We start from the raw sequence: 15359 nt of genomic DNA on the forward strand, positions 1-15359 counted from the left end.
ATAGCTAATATTCGTAATATAAAATAAGAATTTTTTTCACTCTGCCGATATTTCACCATGAAAAATTTTATAATCTTATTTTGCTTAACTTTTTCGCATCTTGCAGTTGCTCGCTCTATTGCTGATATTCAAAAATCAAAGACTCTCGAGATATTAACTCGTAATGCACCCACAACATTTTATCTTGATAAGGATGGCAAGCCCGCAGGCCTCGACTTCGAACTAGGCACTCTCATCGCAAGAGAACTTGGCGTTCTTCCTAAATTCATTTTAAAGGATTCAATATCCGACATTATCGCATCATTATCTACTGGCTATGGTGACCTTGCCCTCGCTGGCCTTTCTGAAACAAAGGAGAGAGAGAAGTTATTTATCTTTTCAGATCCTTATCAAAAAATACAAGAACAACTTATTTGCGATAAGAAGTTTGTTATAAAAGACCTTTCTAAACTTTCTGAACTTAAAACAACTGTCGTTAAGGACTCTAGCTATGAGCAAACACTAAAAGAACTGAATATCAAATTTAAAGCGACAAAAGAGTTCAACACCGAGGAGCTTTTGGGTAAGGTCTTCAATAAAGAGATAGATTGTACAGTAGCCGATTCTAATATTGTCTCAATTATATTGCGTTCATATCCAGAACTTAAGATACAGAAGTCATTCAAAGAAGAAGGAATTGTTGGTGTACTTCGAAAATCCAACACTGATATTGTGACTGTGATAAACAAAGTTATTAAGGATAATCAAAAGAATGGAATACTTCCTAAACTAATTGATAAATACTATGGTCACATCAATGACTTCGATTACTACGACCTTAAAGTATTTAAAAAGCGAATCAATCAACGTCTAAAAAAGTATCGAAAGTATTTTGAAAAGGCCGGTGCTAAGTATGGCCTTGACTGGCGATTGCTCGCGGCCATTTCGTACCAAGAGAGTCACTGGAATCGTCTAGCTAAAAGCTATACCGGAGTGAGAGGACTGATGATGCTAACAAACGACACTGCTAAAGAGATGAAGGTTAGAAATCGTCTCAATGCTGCGGAGTCTATTTACGGTGGAGCTGCTTATCTCACAAAACTCATCGACCGTGTCCCTGCCTACATACACTCAACAGACCGTCTGTGGATGGCCGTTGCTTCATATAATGTCGGTTACTATCATATGAGAGATGCTCGAAGTATTGCTGTTTGGAAAGATAAGAATCCTAATTTTTGGAAGGATGTTCGTGAGGTACTTCCGTTGCTTTCTGATAAGAAGTACTACAGAAAAGTCCCGTATGGCTATGCTCGTGGGGTTGAGCCGGTTCTCTATGTAAAGCGAATTAGGCATTACTACGATATTTTGAAGAGCGAATTCCCATAACTGCTCCATCATAGTGGGGAAGCCATTAATCTAAGGTAATGAAAATTGTGAAATGCGATGTAGATATCGATGTGCTTTTGAAGCATGTCTGCCTTCTTTGTCGTGCACCAAGTCTTTCTAACTAATCTATTTATATTCCCCCTTAGCATCGCATGAGTATGGTTGATTGTTCTTATAGGGTCGAACTTTGTCTTCTTTAATTCGCCCTGTCCTCCATGACTACTTCTTATGCTTTTATAAGTTCTGTAATCAGATATTGGAAAGTATCGCCTTACTACTTTTGGATAGAATTTGTGCTCATCGGACTCAATTAAAGCGCTTTCAGCTACAGATTTTGAGATACTTTTAAATAAAATATTTAATCCTTCTCGATGTTTACTCCTTCTATATCCATACTTGCTACGTGATTTTTCAGCAAGTGGACCGGATGCAGGAATTCTTGAAACCTTTGCCCCGAGGATCATTCTCGTCTTTTTGTCTACGGCGACAGAAACGGATAAAGGTTTCATTTTTGTATGTTCAAATGTAATAAGATCGTCAAATTGCATCGCAAGAACTTGTTTTCTCTCAAGAGATTTTAAGTATCTTTTTTGCATCCTCTGAGATTTTAATGATAGGTATTCCATTTTTCTTTGAACGGTTTTGTAGTTGATATTTAGAATAAAGGCGGTTCTTCGCATTGATGTGAGAGAACTCAGTAGACAGAATATTTTATCATTTATTCTTCGCTTCTTTTGATTCTTTTCGGGGGAGAACGTCGCTCGTGAAAATTTTTTTCCACAGGTTTTACAAACGAAACGCTGAATTTTTCTTGAGTCATCACGTCTGAAGTAAAAACCATCTTTTGAAACGTAGCCATTTTTAGTTGAGGATTTACATGTTGAAATAGGGCAGTTATATATCATGAATATATAAATGCAAGTAGTTTACTCTTTGTGGTTTTGTAAGTGTCTGTAAATACTAGTGGTTTTATTCGTAGATTTCAAGTTTTGAATTGCGCCCTTGCAAATAATATCCCCACCAAAAGGGATCAGTTATGGGTAGACCACTTGATTTTTTTATACTACAAAGCATTATATAAAAATTAAGTGAGGATATATGAAAGATTTTTCAGATATGAGTACATGGTCACCAAAGCGACTAAGAACCCTAAGAAATAACTTAAACAACAGAATTTCTGCGTTCTCAGCAGGATCACCAAAAGAACTTCAAAAAAGTCATGCTCTTTTTGGGCTAGAAGAAGTTGAATGCAAGGAATTGCTTGAGAAAGTAAAAAAGCTGCTTGTAAGCGCTAAGTAGTTTAATAGGGGATAGTCACTAAAGTGATTTTATCCCCTCGACTATATTCTCCTGGACTTGGTCTGATAGCTCTTCAAGTCTACTCTTATACTTCTTACTATTTTTTGCTTTCATGGTACCTAGCGATTCTCCGGCGACAAGGGGAGCAAAGATATCATTTGCAAAAATCTCTCGGGCCTTTCGACCTTCTTTTGTGTTTCTGATCTTGTTCCAGTCGAAGTCTTTTCCTTCAACGATACCAAAAAGACGGCCTAGGGTTACTTTCGGATTTCTAAAAATTCCAAGTGCGCCATTACTTGTGCTCTTTTCTTTTTTCACTACTGGTTGGACAATTCCATACATAAGTTTATCGATGAAACTATCATTACTGTGGTTATCAATTAGGGCCTTTGCGAATTCTTTTCGAAAGCTTGTGTTTTCCATTATTTTGTCAATATTCCCATTTTTGATTGCGGCGATAATCTCATTTTTTACTTTCTTTCCTTGTGAAGAAGAGAGAAGTTTAGATATTGAATCATGAGAAGTAATATTTGCAAGTGCACCTTTTAAAATTCCTTCTCTGTCCATGTAGGAGTCCATTGCTGTTGTCAGTTCCTTGCTTAAGGATGTACCAATCTCTGATTTGATAATAAGTGACATTAGTTCAGTTTCATAAAACTTATCAAGAATCTCGTCACTTGTAGCATCGGGATTGTTGGCTTTATAAGAGCTAATTTCTAGTAGCGTATTCTTGCTTGCTTCTTTACAGGCGTCTTTGTCATACTTGCAAGCTGCTTCAAATTTATCGCCGACAAGGTGCATTTGATCGAAGGTTTCACTTAGCGGTGCTACTTTATCATCTGCTTTCTTTTCATTACTGGTTAGTTGAATGAGTGTGCTCGCAACATTGTGTAGTTCAGGTCTAAGAGATGAGTCGCTGAGGTGTTTTTGTACAAATATTTGAACAATACCATTTTTTATATTTCTCTCGACATTATCAGTGCATCGAGAGTATTCCTTTTGTACTTTGTTCATATCTGTTTCATTACGCTTTTTTAGCTCATATCGAACTGAGGCAATACAACTCATATGAGAGATGTGGGAATCGATTATAAAGTCGTCTGTACGCTCCGGTAGACTACGAGTTTTAAGTAAATAGAAGTTTTCATATGATAAAAGTTTTTCTCTTAGTTCATTTTTTGGTTTATCAAGTCCAGCTGCTGGGGCGTATAGGACAATCGCTTCACGAGGTAATTCAATACTTAATGAAGCAATTTCATCGATCATGCATAGGTTAATAGTTTCTTTATACTTGTCGCTTGCTACATTTGTGTCTATTTTTGAGATACATAGTTGGAGGCGGTCAGCTGATTGAGAGATGAGCTTGTCGTTAATGACTTTATCTGGAGCCAATACATTTGTGATATTTTGAGCAATGATAATGCCGCCAATCTTTTCATATCCTAGTGCTGTTGATTCATTCACACATTGTTCAGTGTTGGAGTTTCTTAGAACACAAGATTTTAACTCAGATAACAATAGTCGTGTTGTTTCTTCTTTTAGGTTTTGCTCTCTGTCTGTCAGCATCTCATCTACTAGTTTTGGAATCAGGTATTTTGCACCTTCAATCGTTAGATCTTTAGTGATGTCATCTGTGATTTTTGTTAGTTCAGCTTTGGTCTTTGTTTTATTAATTCTGGCAGTGAGACCAGTTCTTCCGTTGATATAGGTGTCTGCTATCTCCTGCGCCCTTTTTCCATTTTCAAGGGCATCTGTTAGCTTGCTAAGAATTATCATTGGTGCAATTGTTGCTGTTGCTTCTTTCTCGGCGGTGAGTTGGCACTTTTCTTTTGTGCTGTCGACAGCATTTGTAAATTCATCGATTGACTCGGTTTTTGCCAATTCTGTTTGAAAGCATTCTTGTACCTTGGCAGGAAGTGCAATAATTTTCTGCTCTTTAATTATTTGTTCTTTGTAATCGGAGAGTAGTGGATTAGAGTCAAACTCTTTAGTAAGAGTTTCATGTGTAATTTGATTTGCTATCTCACCAACTGCTAGATTCAAACAATTAACTGTTTCTCTTTCGCTAGGATGTGTTCCACCCTTCTCTATTGAGATGAGATGTTTTTTTCTAAGTTCAGCTGAACAGCTTCCAATAATTGCATTTACGTCATTTGTTAGTTTGTTTTGTAGCTCATAACGACCTTCCGCCATTTCTTCAATGGTTTTTGCCATAACATTCTTTGCCACGTGTAAGCTTGTCATTGCGGTGATTATATCACGACAGTTATTAGGATCTTGTTTTGTGAATTTTGATTGGGCGTCAATACACTCATCATAATCTTTTATCACTATTGTATCGATGACTTTTTGAAGTTCTTGACTGTTTGAGATTGATGAACGTATCTGTGGATGGTTGAGGACTGTTTGGCTTGTCACAACACGTCCAGCAGTTAATGTTAGTCGATTAATACATCCATCAAGATTTTCTTTAAACTTTTCAGTTGTTAATTTCTTTATTCCATTAAATTCAGCTCTACTGATTTTTCCTTCATTATTTATAATATTACCAAGTGTACACTGAGTGCTATTAGCTTTTATTGATTTCAATAAATCTGGGATTTCTATTTTGTTGGTATTTGTATCAACGAGGTAATCTGTAATGATCCGATCTTTAGTTAGATTATAGGCAGTGAGGATTGCTTCGAAGACGCAACCTTTGGCGACCTCAGATGATTCAATTTTTTCTTTGAACATATTATTTGATATACATCGATAATATGTATCTTTCGAGGCTAATTTGAGTTTTTCATATTCTTGTGTATCATCTTTGAAGTAGTTTTCAAAGTTATCGATTATCTGATTGTCTAATTCAATATCTGAAATTTTAATAGCTGCTTTTGTTGAGATTTTATCCGCACACTCAAGTACTTTGCCTTTGGAGTTTGCTATCTCTAAACATTTGTCGAAGTCTTTTAGGAGATTATTTACGTAGTCGCGGTAATTTATCTCGTTATGTCGCAAGATTCCCATGTCGCTTGCAATTTTTATGATGATTTTTTCAGTTACATCTCTTGTGACATTTTTTATTTTGTCCAACGGGGAGAGGTCTGGATTATTTTTTTCGATGGAGTTCATTATCTTCTTTAGTTCTTCACTAGATAAATTTTCACTGATAATTGGGACATTTTGAAACTGGTTGAAGAGGAAGTCGTCGCCAATTCCAAAGACCGAAGAGAATGATTCAATACTTGATATCGCTGCACTTTCAATTGTTCCCATTGTTGCTGAGAGTATGCCTGTATCAACAAAGTCTGTATTCAGTTGACCGAGTTGAATATTAAGTTGATTACAACGAAGTCTTATCTCGAGATATTCTCTTTCAAGCTGGTCAATTTCTGAAACGCTTTTGACCCCTTCGAGTTGACCTTGGAGCTCATGTAAAATCTTAAGCATATCGGATGTTAGGCTAGATGCTTCTTTTGTGATTGTCTCAATACAGTTAACACCTTCTGTACAAACCTGGTTTATACTTTCTTTATCAATGAGTGCAAATTTAAGATCATTTTCTGTAATACTTTGCTTATTAGTGCTTTCTATTTGTGCAAGGTTTTGAATATTAAAATGCACATCAAGTACTCCAACGAGTACATCTTTATCATTTTCATCAATGCAGTAAACTCCGGCACCCATATCACTTTTTGTTAGTAATTTAGAAAGTACACGGTTTCCTTCAATGCGGATATTTTGATCTTTTGGTAGGATGTTCAAATACTTTGTTGAACTTTTCACGAAACATTTTTTGTAATCAGTTTCTTCTAATTTGAATTCTCGATTGGCCCTGATTGGCACAATCGGCAATCGCTTATCAAGTGTAATGATATTATTACCACTTATTTTTGAACCTACTATCTTAACAGGTGTAGTGATTACTCCTCCACCACAGTGAAGAGAATGGCTTCCAGGTATTCGAGAGTTTTTAAGTTTTGAAATACATTCAGAATTTGCGATTATTTGAGTCTGCGAGACAACTTGGGCCGTACATAATTTGAAGCGGTTTTGATTTCTGGCATTGGCCCGTTCGTATAAGGCACAAGATTGTACACCAAGGTCAGGAAGTGAACTTTGATCTTCTTTTGTATGAAAGACTGCACTAAAGGAAAATGAACTCCAGCAGTAAAGCATACCTAGTAAATATTTAAAGCTCTTATTTTTAATAATAGAAATCTCACTTCTGTTATCACTACAATTTCTTTTCGGATAACCGACTAAAAAGCTTTAATAATCACTAGAATAGATTTGGTTCGGAGTTTTTATCGAGAAAAGCTAGTATACCATCAGCGACAGATTTGGCGAATTGATCTTGAAATTTTCCTGATATCGTTAGCTTAGCTTCATTCTCATTCGTAAGAAATCCAACTTCAATTAAGATTGCTGGTCGTTTTGAAAGAGCAAGTACATAAAACATACCTGGTTTGAGGCCGCGGTCTGACATCTTGTACTTTTTCGGTAAGATACTTGTTAATTTTGAGTGTACGGCCTGTCCTAACTCTTTAGATTTTGGTGCAACTCTCTCGATAATAAGATCTGTGAGTATATTATTAACGATCATTTCTTGGCCATTGCTGCCATTTCTGTTTTCTGCTCTTTCGACTTTCTTGATCACTTCGTCTTTGTGGTTATCAAGATAATAAGTTTCAAAACCATTTGACGACTTAATAGTTGCAGCATTGAGGTGAATCGAGACGAATATGTCGGCTTTTATTGTGTCTGCAAGTTTACTTCTTTTATCAAGGTCTAGTTCTTTGTCGATGGTACGAGTCAAGTATGCTGTATGACGATTTGACTTATTTACTAAGGTTTTAACTTTCTTAGCAATCGCAAGAGCGATATCTTTCTCACAGATTACTACGAGGCGCTTATTCTGCCATAGCTTCGCTTTTGCGCCACAGTCTTCTCCACCATGTCCTGGATCGATGAGAACACGTTTTGCACTAACGCTAAACGAGAGGATGAAAGTGAAAATTAGGATATAAGTTTTTGACATTACAAATATTATGCAAAAAAGTTTCACTTATATCAATGGAAGATATAATTTTATTTATACAAGAATCATTTTTTATAATAAAATATTGTTTAAATGAAATTTTTAGTCGTTGACGATGAAGCTTTGATCAGACAATTTATCACTCTTGTCTTAGAAAACAACTTCGAGAGTCCATCAATATTTGAGGCCACTAACTCCAAGGATGCAATTGATCTTTGTATGCAGCATCGCGACTTTGATGGTGTTATCACTGACTTTGAGATGCCAGGTGGAAATGGTGATCTGCTTCTAAATCATCTCTATGATTCGATGTTTAAAGGAAAAGTAGTTCTACATACATCGAGAGATCTCAATGAGCTAGGTGAGGCCACAAAGAATTACTCGGGTTCAAATAGACTTCATTATATTCAAAAGCCAACTTTGTTTAAGGAATTTACTAAACTTCTTTGCGATTTATTTACAAGTGTTAATGATGAAGAGTATCGCCGAGTTAAGATTGCATATTTCTATCGCTACAATAAGGCTCTTTGTGATGTTTATCTAAAAATAAATGATGAAAAGTATCTAAAGATTATTCATGCCTCGGATCATTATACTAAAGCAGATATTTCTAAGTACATCGATCGTAACCTCGATTATCTCTATGTGAAAGATCAAGACCTAGAGGCCTTTGCAAATCAAGTTGGTTCAACACCATTTTTAAAATTCATTGCTACTAATGAGGGACTTGAAGATAAAGAAGAGTCCTTTGTTAGAATACATACAATTTTGAAAGAGCTAATTTCATCAGTAGGGGTGGATAAGACTGTTATTGAAACAGCTGAAGTCTATGTCAAGACAGTTGATGAAGTGATGGCCGATAACAAGAATCTCACTAATCTTCTTTTCAAGTTAAGACATCGTAGAGACTACTTATATGATCATAGTTTTTTAACCGCGTGTCTCGCCTCATTTCTTGTGAAGAAAATGAGTTGGTATAATCCAAAAATGTTAGAAAAGTTATGCTTCAGTGCCCTCTTTCACGATATAACTCTTGTTGACCCTGAGATTGCGCTTGTTCATGATATTAGAAGCTCTGAGATTAGAAAATTTTCAATTGAAGAAATTACAGCATTTAAAAACCATCCGCTTCAGGTCGCTAAGCTTTTAGAAAATCTACCAATTTTTGATCAGGATGTTGAAAATATTATTTCTGCTCATCACGAGCTAGAAGATGGCCAAGGATTTCCAAAAAAGTTGCAGGGGAGAAGTCTTCGCCCTCTTACTTGTATTTTTATTCTTGCCCATGAGTTTGTGAGATTAATGTATATTCAAAATTTTGATGAGAGATCTCATAAAGATATACTAACTTATCTTTTCAATACGTATAATTCTGGTAACTTTCGAGATGTGCTCGATGCTCTTTATCAGACATTACAGCTTAATCCTCTGACAGAGGACTAAACTGTGTCTTTTTTCATAATTTCATAGAGACAATGAATTTTCATATCCTTGAAGTCTTCAGGGATACTCCACTTCGTTAGTTCTTTGATGTTGTAGTGTCTAAATAACTCATCATCTAACTTAAAAGAGCGAAGGTTGTTACTAAAGTAAAGTTTTCCGCCCTTCTTCAAGATCTGAGTACACTTCTTGATAAGTTCGATATGATCTCTTTGAATATCAAGTGTTCCTTCCATTTTCTTTGATTGAGAAAACGTTGGAGGATCCATAATGATAAGATCGTAGAATTCATTATTTTTTTCTTTGTTCTTTTCAAAGAATTTAAATACGTCTTCACGGTAGAAGAAATGATTTTCGAGATTTAGGTTGTTAAGTTTGAAATTCTCTTCGGCCCAGTCAAGATAGGTATTAGACATATCAATACTTGTCACAGAACTTGCGCCCATCGCACTTGCGACAGATAGTGATCCTGTATAGCAAAAGAGATTGAGTACTTTTTTTCCTTCAGCTTCTTTAATTAGCTTTTGACGAAGAGGGCGGTGGTCAAGAAATAGACCTGTGTCAATATACTTTGTGAGATTAACGATGAACTTCAAATCTCCTTCGTTAATAACAAATTCAATTCCTTTTTCATTGCTTTTGGCATATTTGAATTCATCATCTTGCTGTCTTCTTTCTTTGTAGATGATATTATCTTTCGGTATTTCACAAACCTCTTCAATAGCATCAAGAAGAAGTTGATCATGTCCTTTAACCTCATCAATTTCTTTTTTTCCCTTGAAGTGTACTACAGCATAGTTCTTGTAAATATCAACAAGGAATGGAAAGTCGGGGAGGTCTTTTTCGTAAACACGATAGGCCTCAAAACCATTGCGGCGGGCCCATTTCGCTCTATGTTTAAAATTCTTTTTTAATCGATTGATTATTTGCTCTTTCATTTAATCGCTTTTATTTGGTAGGCATGATTACCTGTTGTTTCAAACCACTGATATTCTCTAAAAATAACTTCTGGGTTTAAGTGTGACTCTTCCCCTGTTTGTGAGAGGTCATAATCATATATTGGCATTGACTCATCTGGATTGATTGAATCTCTTACATAGAAAACACCTTTTTCTGCACATCCACCTTGCTCTTCAAATAGTGTTTGTACAGTTGTTGCCTTCTTACGGGCCATTCTTGCTTTTGAGAGAAGACTATTTTTCTTTTTAAGATCTTCTTCTGTTGCAGCTTCTTCTTCATATTTTTGCGCTTTTTCGTTCATAAAAGGAGCGTATCCAGTTGTGTACGGACAGCCTTTAGTTGGCGCATGATCATTGAATCCAACAATAATTACAGCATGCCAAAAGCCGTGGTGCGTGTAGATAACATTGACAGGGGCCTTATTAGTCACAAGGGCATGCTTGATTTGTGAAACAATATCTTTTGGTGCTGATGCCACTGCCCATTGATTTTTATTTGGGTCTGCGTAGATAACATCACGGTTGAATTTTGGCAGAGTAACGAGCTCATGATCAAATTTGGCATCGACTTCTTTTTTGTAGCTAATCCAGTTATAGCTAGTACCATAATCTGCTTTTTCATCATCTTTTGATGTGTGGATGCGATCCCCATCATCATTGTATTTGAAATAACTTTTTGTATAGGGATATTGCTTATTAAGTGCAAGTTTTGAGTACTCATTTACTCTTTCAATATTATCTGTTCTCCAGTTTGAGATACGACTTTGGCCAATGCTTTCTTTCATGAGGGCCATGTAGTAGCGCTCACTAAGGTCTTGTCTTTGATCTCCTGTTAAGTCATTTAGATAGTTATTCCACCATTCCATTGTTCCAGTGAGTGACATATAGAGACATGAACCTGCATCTTCTTGATCAGGTACTGGCATAATATATGGAAGAAGATCGTTAAATCCTCCTGCGAACATTTCGTAGTCTGTACTTTCACTTGATGTACTAAAGGACGGGATAGATGATTTGGATATGGCATCGATTTTAATTGATTGTCTTCTTATATCTGACTCAGAAGCGAAGGTCATATTAGCAAATATAGCTATTAGAAACATCCATATCTTGTTCATTAAAACTCCTTTTTTAGTCATCTAAATATCTGAATATACTCTAATAGTTGATTCGTTTTGTCAAAATACTAAAGACTTGAGGGGGGAATACCGAATAGTTTTTGTCAAATATCGAGAAATGTAGGAGTTACAATGAAATTTTCGCGAAGCGTACTCGTTGCGTGCACATTCCTGGCACTCAGCGTAAATTCGTCTGTGATCAAAATAGCAGATGCACTCTTTGAGCACTCAAATCTCAAATCAAAGTTGGTTAGTTCCGGCATAACAGGAGAAGGTCTGACGAGAATGGTTAACGTTGTCGACATTAGTGTTAATTCTCTGATTAGGCCAGGTGAGCAAGCGAACTTCATTCAGATCGTGAAGGGGTTACCTGTTGCTTCTGAAGATCTTGGAAAGAAGAATAGACTTCTTAAAACTTTAAGTTCTCCAATGGACAAAGTTGGAAGTGATGAGTTTATTGAGTCCCTGAATGATTTAATTTTTATTGCGAATCGCTATAATATTTCTGGCTCTCAGACACTTTCGTGTTCGGTATGTGTTTCTGATGAACTTGCAAGAATCGGAATTCGAAATACTCTCTCATTTGTTTCAGACAGGAAGGTGGCAAAAATTCTTGAACGTATACCACAAGAGCCGAGAAAACTTTCTGTTTACCTCAAGCGTAGAATCACGAAACTTGGAATTAAAGATGTTACACAGTTTCTTTCGAAAGAAGATGAGCGAGCATTTGCTCTATTTCTCGAACTAAAATCTAGTGGTGATGAAGTTTTCTCAAGCTTTGTTGATGCAGTTATTAGTTTTAATAGAAGTTCTAAAAACTCAGTAAGCCTTGCTGGCCCTGAATCAATTGGTCAACTTTGGCGTGTGATCAACTCTGATCTTTCTGCAGATAAAATGAAATCTCTAACAAAAGTTTTAAATGAAGCTTCTAAGGAGAGGCCTGAAAAGAGAGTTGATGCTTTCTTCGAAGCTCTCACTAAAAGTGCAGATGGTGATAGTGAGAAAATTTCAAATATCGAAGAACTTAGAACTAAGAACTGTTTTTTTAACTAATCAAACTAAAGGTTATACTTATGAGTAAAAATAAAGTTTCAAAATTAGCAGCATATCTCTCTCTCTCTGGGATGATGTATAACTGCTCTCACATTCCAGGTCTTGGTAGGGATGTTTCAAGTGAAGGCTTTGTCCCTCAAACAGCCTATGAAGCATGGGGTACTCTTAATCATTCGGCGACCAGTTATCAGGCGACAGCTCTTTTTGTTGAAGAGGGTGTTGAAGTTCCTGGGATGGGATCTGGTGTTTCATGGGGGGCCGAGAAAGAAGCTTCATCGAGTTTAGTTACTCGTGTAATGGGGCCACCTCCTGAAGTATTTAAGGGACGACTCGAAACTCTAACTCCTGATAATCAAGAGTTATTTTTAAGAGACTTTTTAGGTAATTATAAGAAAGATGCCAATGGGTATAGAACATTTAAAAACGAACAAGGTCTAAAAGTCGACCTTGCTCGTGATGTGGTGGATGCAGAGGGTAATCCTAAACTTATTGATCTTTCAAAGCTTAAAGCTCTCGATGTGGAAAATGCATCACTTGAAGAGTTAACTGCTGTATTCGATGATTTCCTAGCACAGACTGATGGAAGACCAATGTCTTTTATCAAGCCACAAATTAGAATGAAGATGTTTAACGGAAATCTTCCTGGTCTTGACGGAAAGTTCTTTGCGACAACAAGAAATTATCGTGGAGCTTATCAGCCAAATTATAATTTATGGGTGCCAAATTTTGGAAAGGCACAAAAATATCTCATCAACGCTCACGGCCACAATGGTGGTGTAGGTGGTGGTTGGGAAATGAACTTTGTACCACTGTCTACTTATGGAGAGTTTGAAGAAATGGTTTCATGGTTTAGAAATGAGCTAAGCCAAGTGATTAAAGACCCATATGAGCTCGAAAGAAAAGTTAAGTTATTCCAGGCCCCTGGTCACCAGAGGATGGTTTTTACAAAACACTCGAATCTTCCAGCAGATAAGCTTGCTGAACTATATAGGATGGTTCAAACCTATATTGTACTTAGTGGGGTTCAAGGAAACACTGGTATCGAGTTCGCTAACTTTAAAAAGATTGTGCCGGATAGTGACCTAAAGTCTCTCGATGCTCGTTATGATCGTGGTGTTATTAGGGTTGAAGGGGACCGCTGGGCACCGAATACACTTGGTATTGAGTTTAGGGCCGGAACAAAAGATCTCGATGTCGCAAGGTTTTATCAAACAGTATTAGCGGCTCGTGTAACAGCAAATGATTATGATGGGCTTGCTGGAATTGATGACTATTCACTCTATAATAATAAAGTGATGGATACGAAGTATATTTCTCAAAAAACTGGTGCTCTTATGACGGATGTCGCGAAGGCGAAAGCTGTTCTTGATGCGGTCGGTATCAAAGAGGGGTATCGTATTCAGCTTTGGGATTGGACTCACAAAAAAGTTCCATATCTTTCAAGTACGAAGAAATCACTTCTTCGAACGCTGACAAAAGATTATATCGAGCGAGTGGCAAAGATCGATCCTAATTCTCCAAATGCAAAAGAAAGTGTTCGTGCACTTGGTAGGGAATGGACTCGAGCTTCAAGACTTACAGCAGACATTGAAAACTATATGAGACCGAAGAGAAAGTTTACGTATAGCAAAGATGTCTTAAACTTCAAAGTTCCTGAAGGAAGACAGCTGGTATCTGAAATTACTGATGTCAACAAGATCGATCTCGGTATTGAATACTCAGGAAAATTTCCATTAGCTGTAAGAGGAGACTTTTCTAAAGATCGCCTTGAAGATGGAAAGAGAGCGTGGATTCAAACGAAAGTTGACCTTTCAAGTGAAGAGCGTGAGGCCATCATTAAGAAAGTTGCTATGGACTTAAAGCGAGAGTTAAAAGGTGTCGAGGGACCAACGAAAGTAGATTCTGATGGTCACGGTCACGGTCTTGATGTTTCATATACAATTCGCGATTCTAAAAATAGAAAATGGATTGTTGAGTGGGACGGTATAGGACGTAGTTATACTCCTGAAGGGGAAATTATTGAAGGCTCTTCAAGGGGGGGATCAATTGAGCTTGTAACTCCTAAGTTTACTCCTGAGCTTAATGAGATGAATGCTGTATACAAAGCATTTGAGGCCAATAATATTCTTCCTCAACTGACTTCAGGTGGGGGACATATTAATATTGACCTTGCGGCCTTTGATGGAAAACCAAAAGAACTTGCAAGATTTCTTTCTGTCTTCCATGAGCACCGTAGTGTGATCTCATTAATGTTCCAGCATGTGGCAAGGTCTCATACTTCAGAACAACTTGATCTGAGTAATAACCTTGTACAGGCACTTAAAAACTTTGATGGGACTGAAGATGAGTTAAAAAAGCTTCTCTATAATGAAAGATATTTTAATACACGCTTTGGAAGAAAGTCTCGTTATGTACAGCTTGATTTATCAGCTTACTATCAAGATATAATACCAGAAGAATTTATTACAGATGACTTTGATATTTCTAATCCTACGACACCATGGAGAAGACAATTTAGAGTTGATCCAAAAATTAGAAAGGCCGAGTTTAGAATGTTTAATGCTCCTCGTGACGCAATGGAATCTGCACTACAAGTGAAGCTTGTAAGGGCGATGTTATCAAAAGCACTTAATGAAACAGAACCAGTAGGTGGTAAAGTTGCTATGATGACACATAAAACGTACTTAGCAGATCAGAACAAGGCCTTTAGTGATCTAGAGAAAATGTGTAATGATCTCGGTCTTGATATTAATGAGTATCGACCTGCTGTTGCGGAAGGGTTAGCAGAAACAGAGAAAACATTACGTTCACCATTCTATGTCCCTCTTAACGAGAGATTGAAAAATAACCCGCATCAAAAAGGTTGGGGGAATGCTTCAGATGCTCGACCTGCAGATCAGTCATTAGCTTCCGAGGGAAGAGCTTGGGAACCTGGTCCAGCAGATCAGTACAATACAATGACCAATGAGCATAGAGTTGAGGCCGCAAGAAAAGGGCAACAAATGAGAAATGGAATTGTTCCGGCAAGAGAGCTACCATACGAGTTTGTTAAGACTCAAAATTGCACCCAGCTTATTAATTCGATTCTTTAAAAGAAAA

General features: G+C 36.9%; 10 protein-coding genes. 5 read left to right on the plus strand and 5 right to left on the minus strand.

Annotation, left to right across the window (positions count from 1 at the left end):
• Positions 1-57 precede the first annotated feature (57 nt).
• On the plus strand, positions 58-1365 hold the full coding sequence (gene mltF, locus M900_RS12175) for a membrane-bound lytic murein transglycosylase MltF (RefSeq protein ID WP_021275082.1): 1308 nt from the start codon (positions 58-60) through the stop codon (positions 1363-1365).
• Positions 1366-1373: 8 nt separating this feature from the next.
• Here mltF and M900_RS12180 read toward each other — a convergent pair whose 3' ends face one another.
• Positions 1374-2270, minus strand: coding sequence for a hypothetical protein (locus M900_RS12180; protein ID WP_021275164.1), 897 nt, complete (start codon positions 2268-2270; stop codon positions 1374-1376).
• A gap of 193 nt (positions 2271-2463) precedes the next feature.
• Here M900_RS12180 and M900_RS12185 point away from each other — a divergent pair, with 193 nt between their 5' ends.
• A complete protein-coding gene (locus tag M900_RS12185; RefSeq protein WP_021275138.1) occupies positions 2464-2664 on the plus strand; it encodes a hypothetical protein in 201 nt (66 codons plus the stop codon).
• 18 nt (positions 2665-2682) lie between these two features.
• Here M900_RS12185 and M900_RS12190 read toward each other — a convergent pair whose 3' ends face one another.
• A complete protein-coding gene (locus M900_RS12190; protein WP_021275219.1) occupies positions 2683-6828 on the minus strand; it encodes a hypothetical protein in 4146 nt (1381 codons plus the stop codon).
• 103 nt (positions 6829-6931) lie between these two features.
• The gene (locus M900_RS17275; RefSeq protein ID WP_021275087.1) at positions 6932-7690 is read right to left on the minus strand and encodes an N-acetylmuramoyl-L-alanine amidase; all 759 of its coding nucleotides are present in this window, start codon (positions 7688-7690) and stop codon (positions 6932-6934) included.
• A 93-nt stretch (positions 7691-7783) separates the two neighbouring features.
• On the opposite strand from M900_RS17275, the gene M900_RS12200 reads away from it, so the two are divergent.
• Positions 7784-9133 (plus strand): response regulator, encoded by a 1350-nt coding sequence (locus M900_RS12200; RefSeq protein ID WP_021275245.1) that lies wholly within the window; start codon positions 7784-7786, stop codon positions 9131-9133.
• Here the strand turns inward: M900_RS12200 and M900_RS12205 are convergent.
• Positions 9130-10068, minus strand: coding sequence for a class I SAM-dependent methyltransferase (locus tag M900_RS12205; protein WP_021275120.1), 939 nt, complete (start codon positions 10066-10068; stop codon positions 9130-9132). The two genes, M900_RS12200 and M900_RS12205, sit on opposite strands and share 4 nt — an antisense overlap.
• Positions 10065-11207: a hypothetical protein gene (locus M900_RS12210; RefSeq protein WP_021275204.1), complete on the minus strand. Its 1143-nt coding sequence runs from the start codon at positions 11205-11207 to the stop codon at positions 10065-10067. The genes M900_RS12205 and M900_RS12210 overlap by 4 nt, the downstream gene beginning before the upstream one ends.
• Before the next feature lie 132 nt (positions 11208-11339).
• On the opposite strand from M900_RS12210, the gene M900_RS12215 reads away from it, so the two are divergent.
• Together M900_RS12215 and M900_RS12220 are read left to right on the plus strand one after the other, a co-directional pair.
• Positions 11340-12260: a hypothetical protein gene (locus M900_RS12215; protein WP_021275162.1), complete on the plus strand. Its 921-nt coding sequence runs from the start codon at positions 11340-11342 to the stop codon at positions 12258-12260.
• A gap of 20 nt (positions 12261-12280) precedes the next feature.
• Positions 12281-15352, plus strand: a complete 3072-nt coding sequence (locus M900_RS12220) for an amidoligase family protein (RefSeq protein WP_021275065.1) — start codon at positions 12281-12283, stop codon at positions 15350-15352.
• The last annotated feature ends 7 nt before the right edge of the window (positions 15353-15359 follow it).

Origin of the sequence: Bacteriovorax sp. Seq25_V, from assembly GCF_000447795.1 — a bacterium.
GTDB lineage: Bacteria > Bdellovibrionota > Bacteriovoracia > Bacteriovoracales > Bacteriovoracaceae > Halobacteriovorax_A.

Coding starts and splice junctions, on each gene's coding strand:
- mltF (WP_021275082.1), top strand. CDS start 58: ATGAAAAATTTTATAATCTTATTTTGCTTAACTTTTTCGCATCTTGCA.
- M900_RS12180 (WP_021275164.1), bottom strand. CDS start 2,270: ATGATATATAACTGCCCTATTTCAACATGTAAATCCTCAACTAAAAAT.
- M900_RS12185 (WP_021275138.1), top strand. CDS start 2,464: ATGAAAGATTTTTCAGATATGAGTACATGGTCACCAAAGCGACTAAGA.
- M900_RS12190 (WP_021275219.1), bottom strand. CDS start 6,828: ATGCTTTACTGCTGGAGTTCATTTTCCTTTAGTGCAGTCTTTCATACA.
- M900_RS17275 (WP_021275087.1), bottom strand. CDS start 7,690: ATGTCAAAAACTTATATCCTAATTTTCACTTTCATCCTCTCGTTTAGC.
- M900_RS12200 (WP_021275245.1), top strand. CDS start 7,784: ATGAAATTTTTAGTCGTTGACGATGAAGCTTTGATCAGACAATTTATC.
- M900_RS12205 (WP_021275120.1), bottom strand. CDS start 10,068: ATGAAAGAGCAAATAATCAATCGATTAAAAAAGAATTTTAAACATAGA.
- M900_RS12210 (WP_021275204.1), bottom strand. CDS start 11,207: ATGAACAAGATATGGATGTTTCTAATAGCTATATTTGCTAATATGACC.
- M900_RS12215 (WP_021275162.1), top strand. CDS start 11,340: ATGAAATTTTCGCGAAGCGTACTCGTTGCGTGCACATTCCTGGCACTC.
- M900_RS12220 (WP_021275065.1), top strand. CDS start 12,281: ATGAGTAAAAATAAAGTTTCAAAATTAGCAGCATATCTCTCTCTCTCT.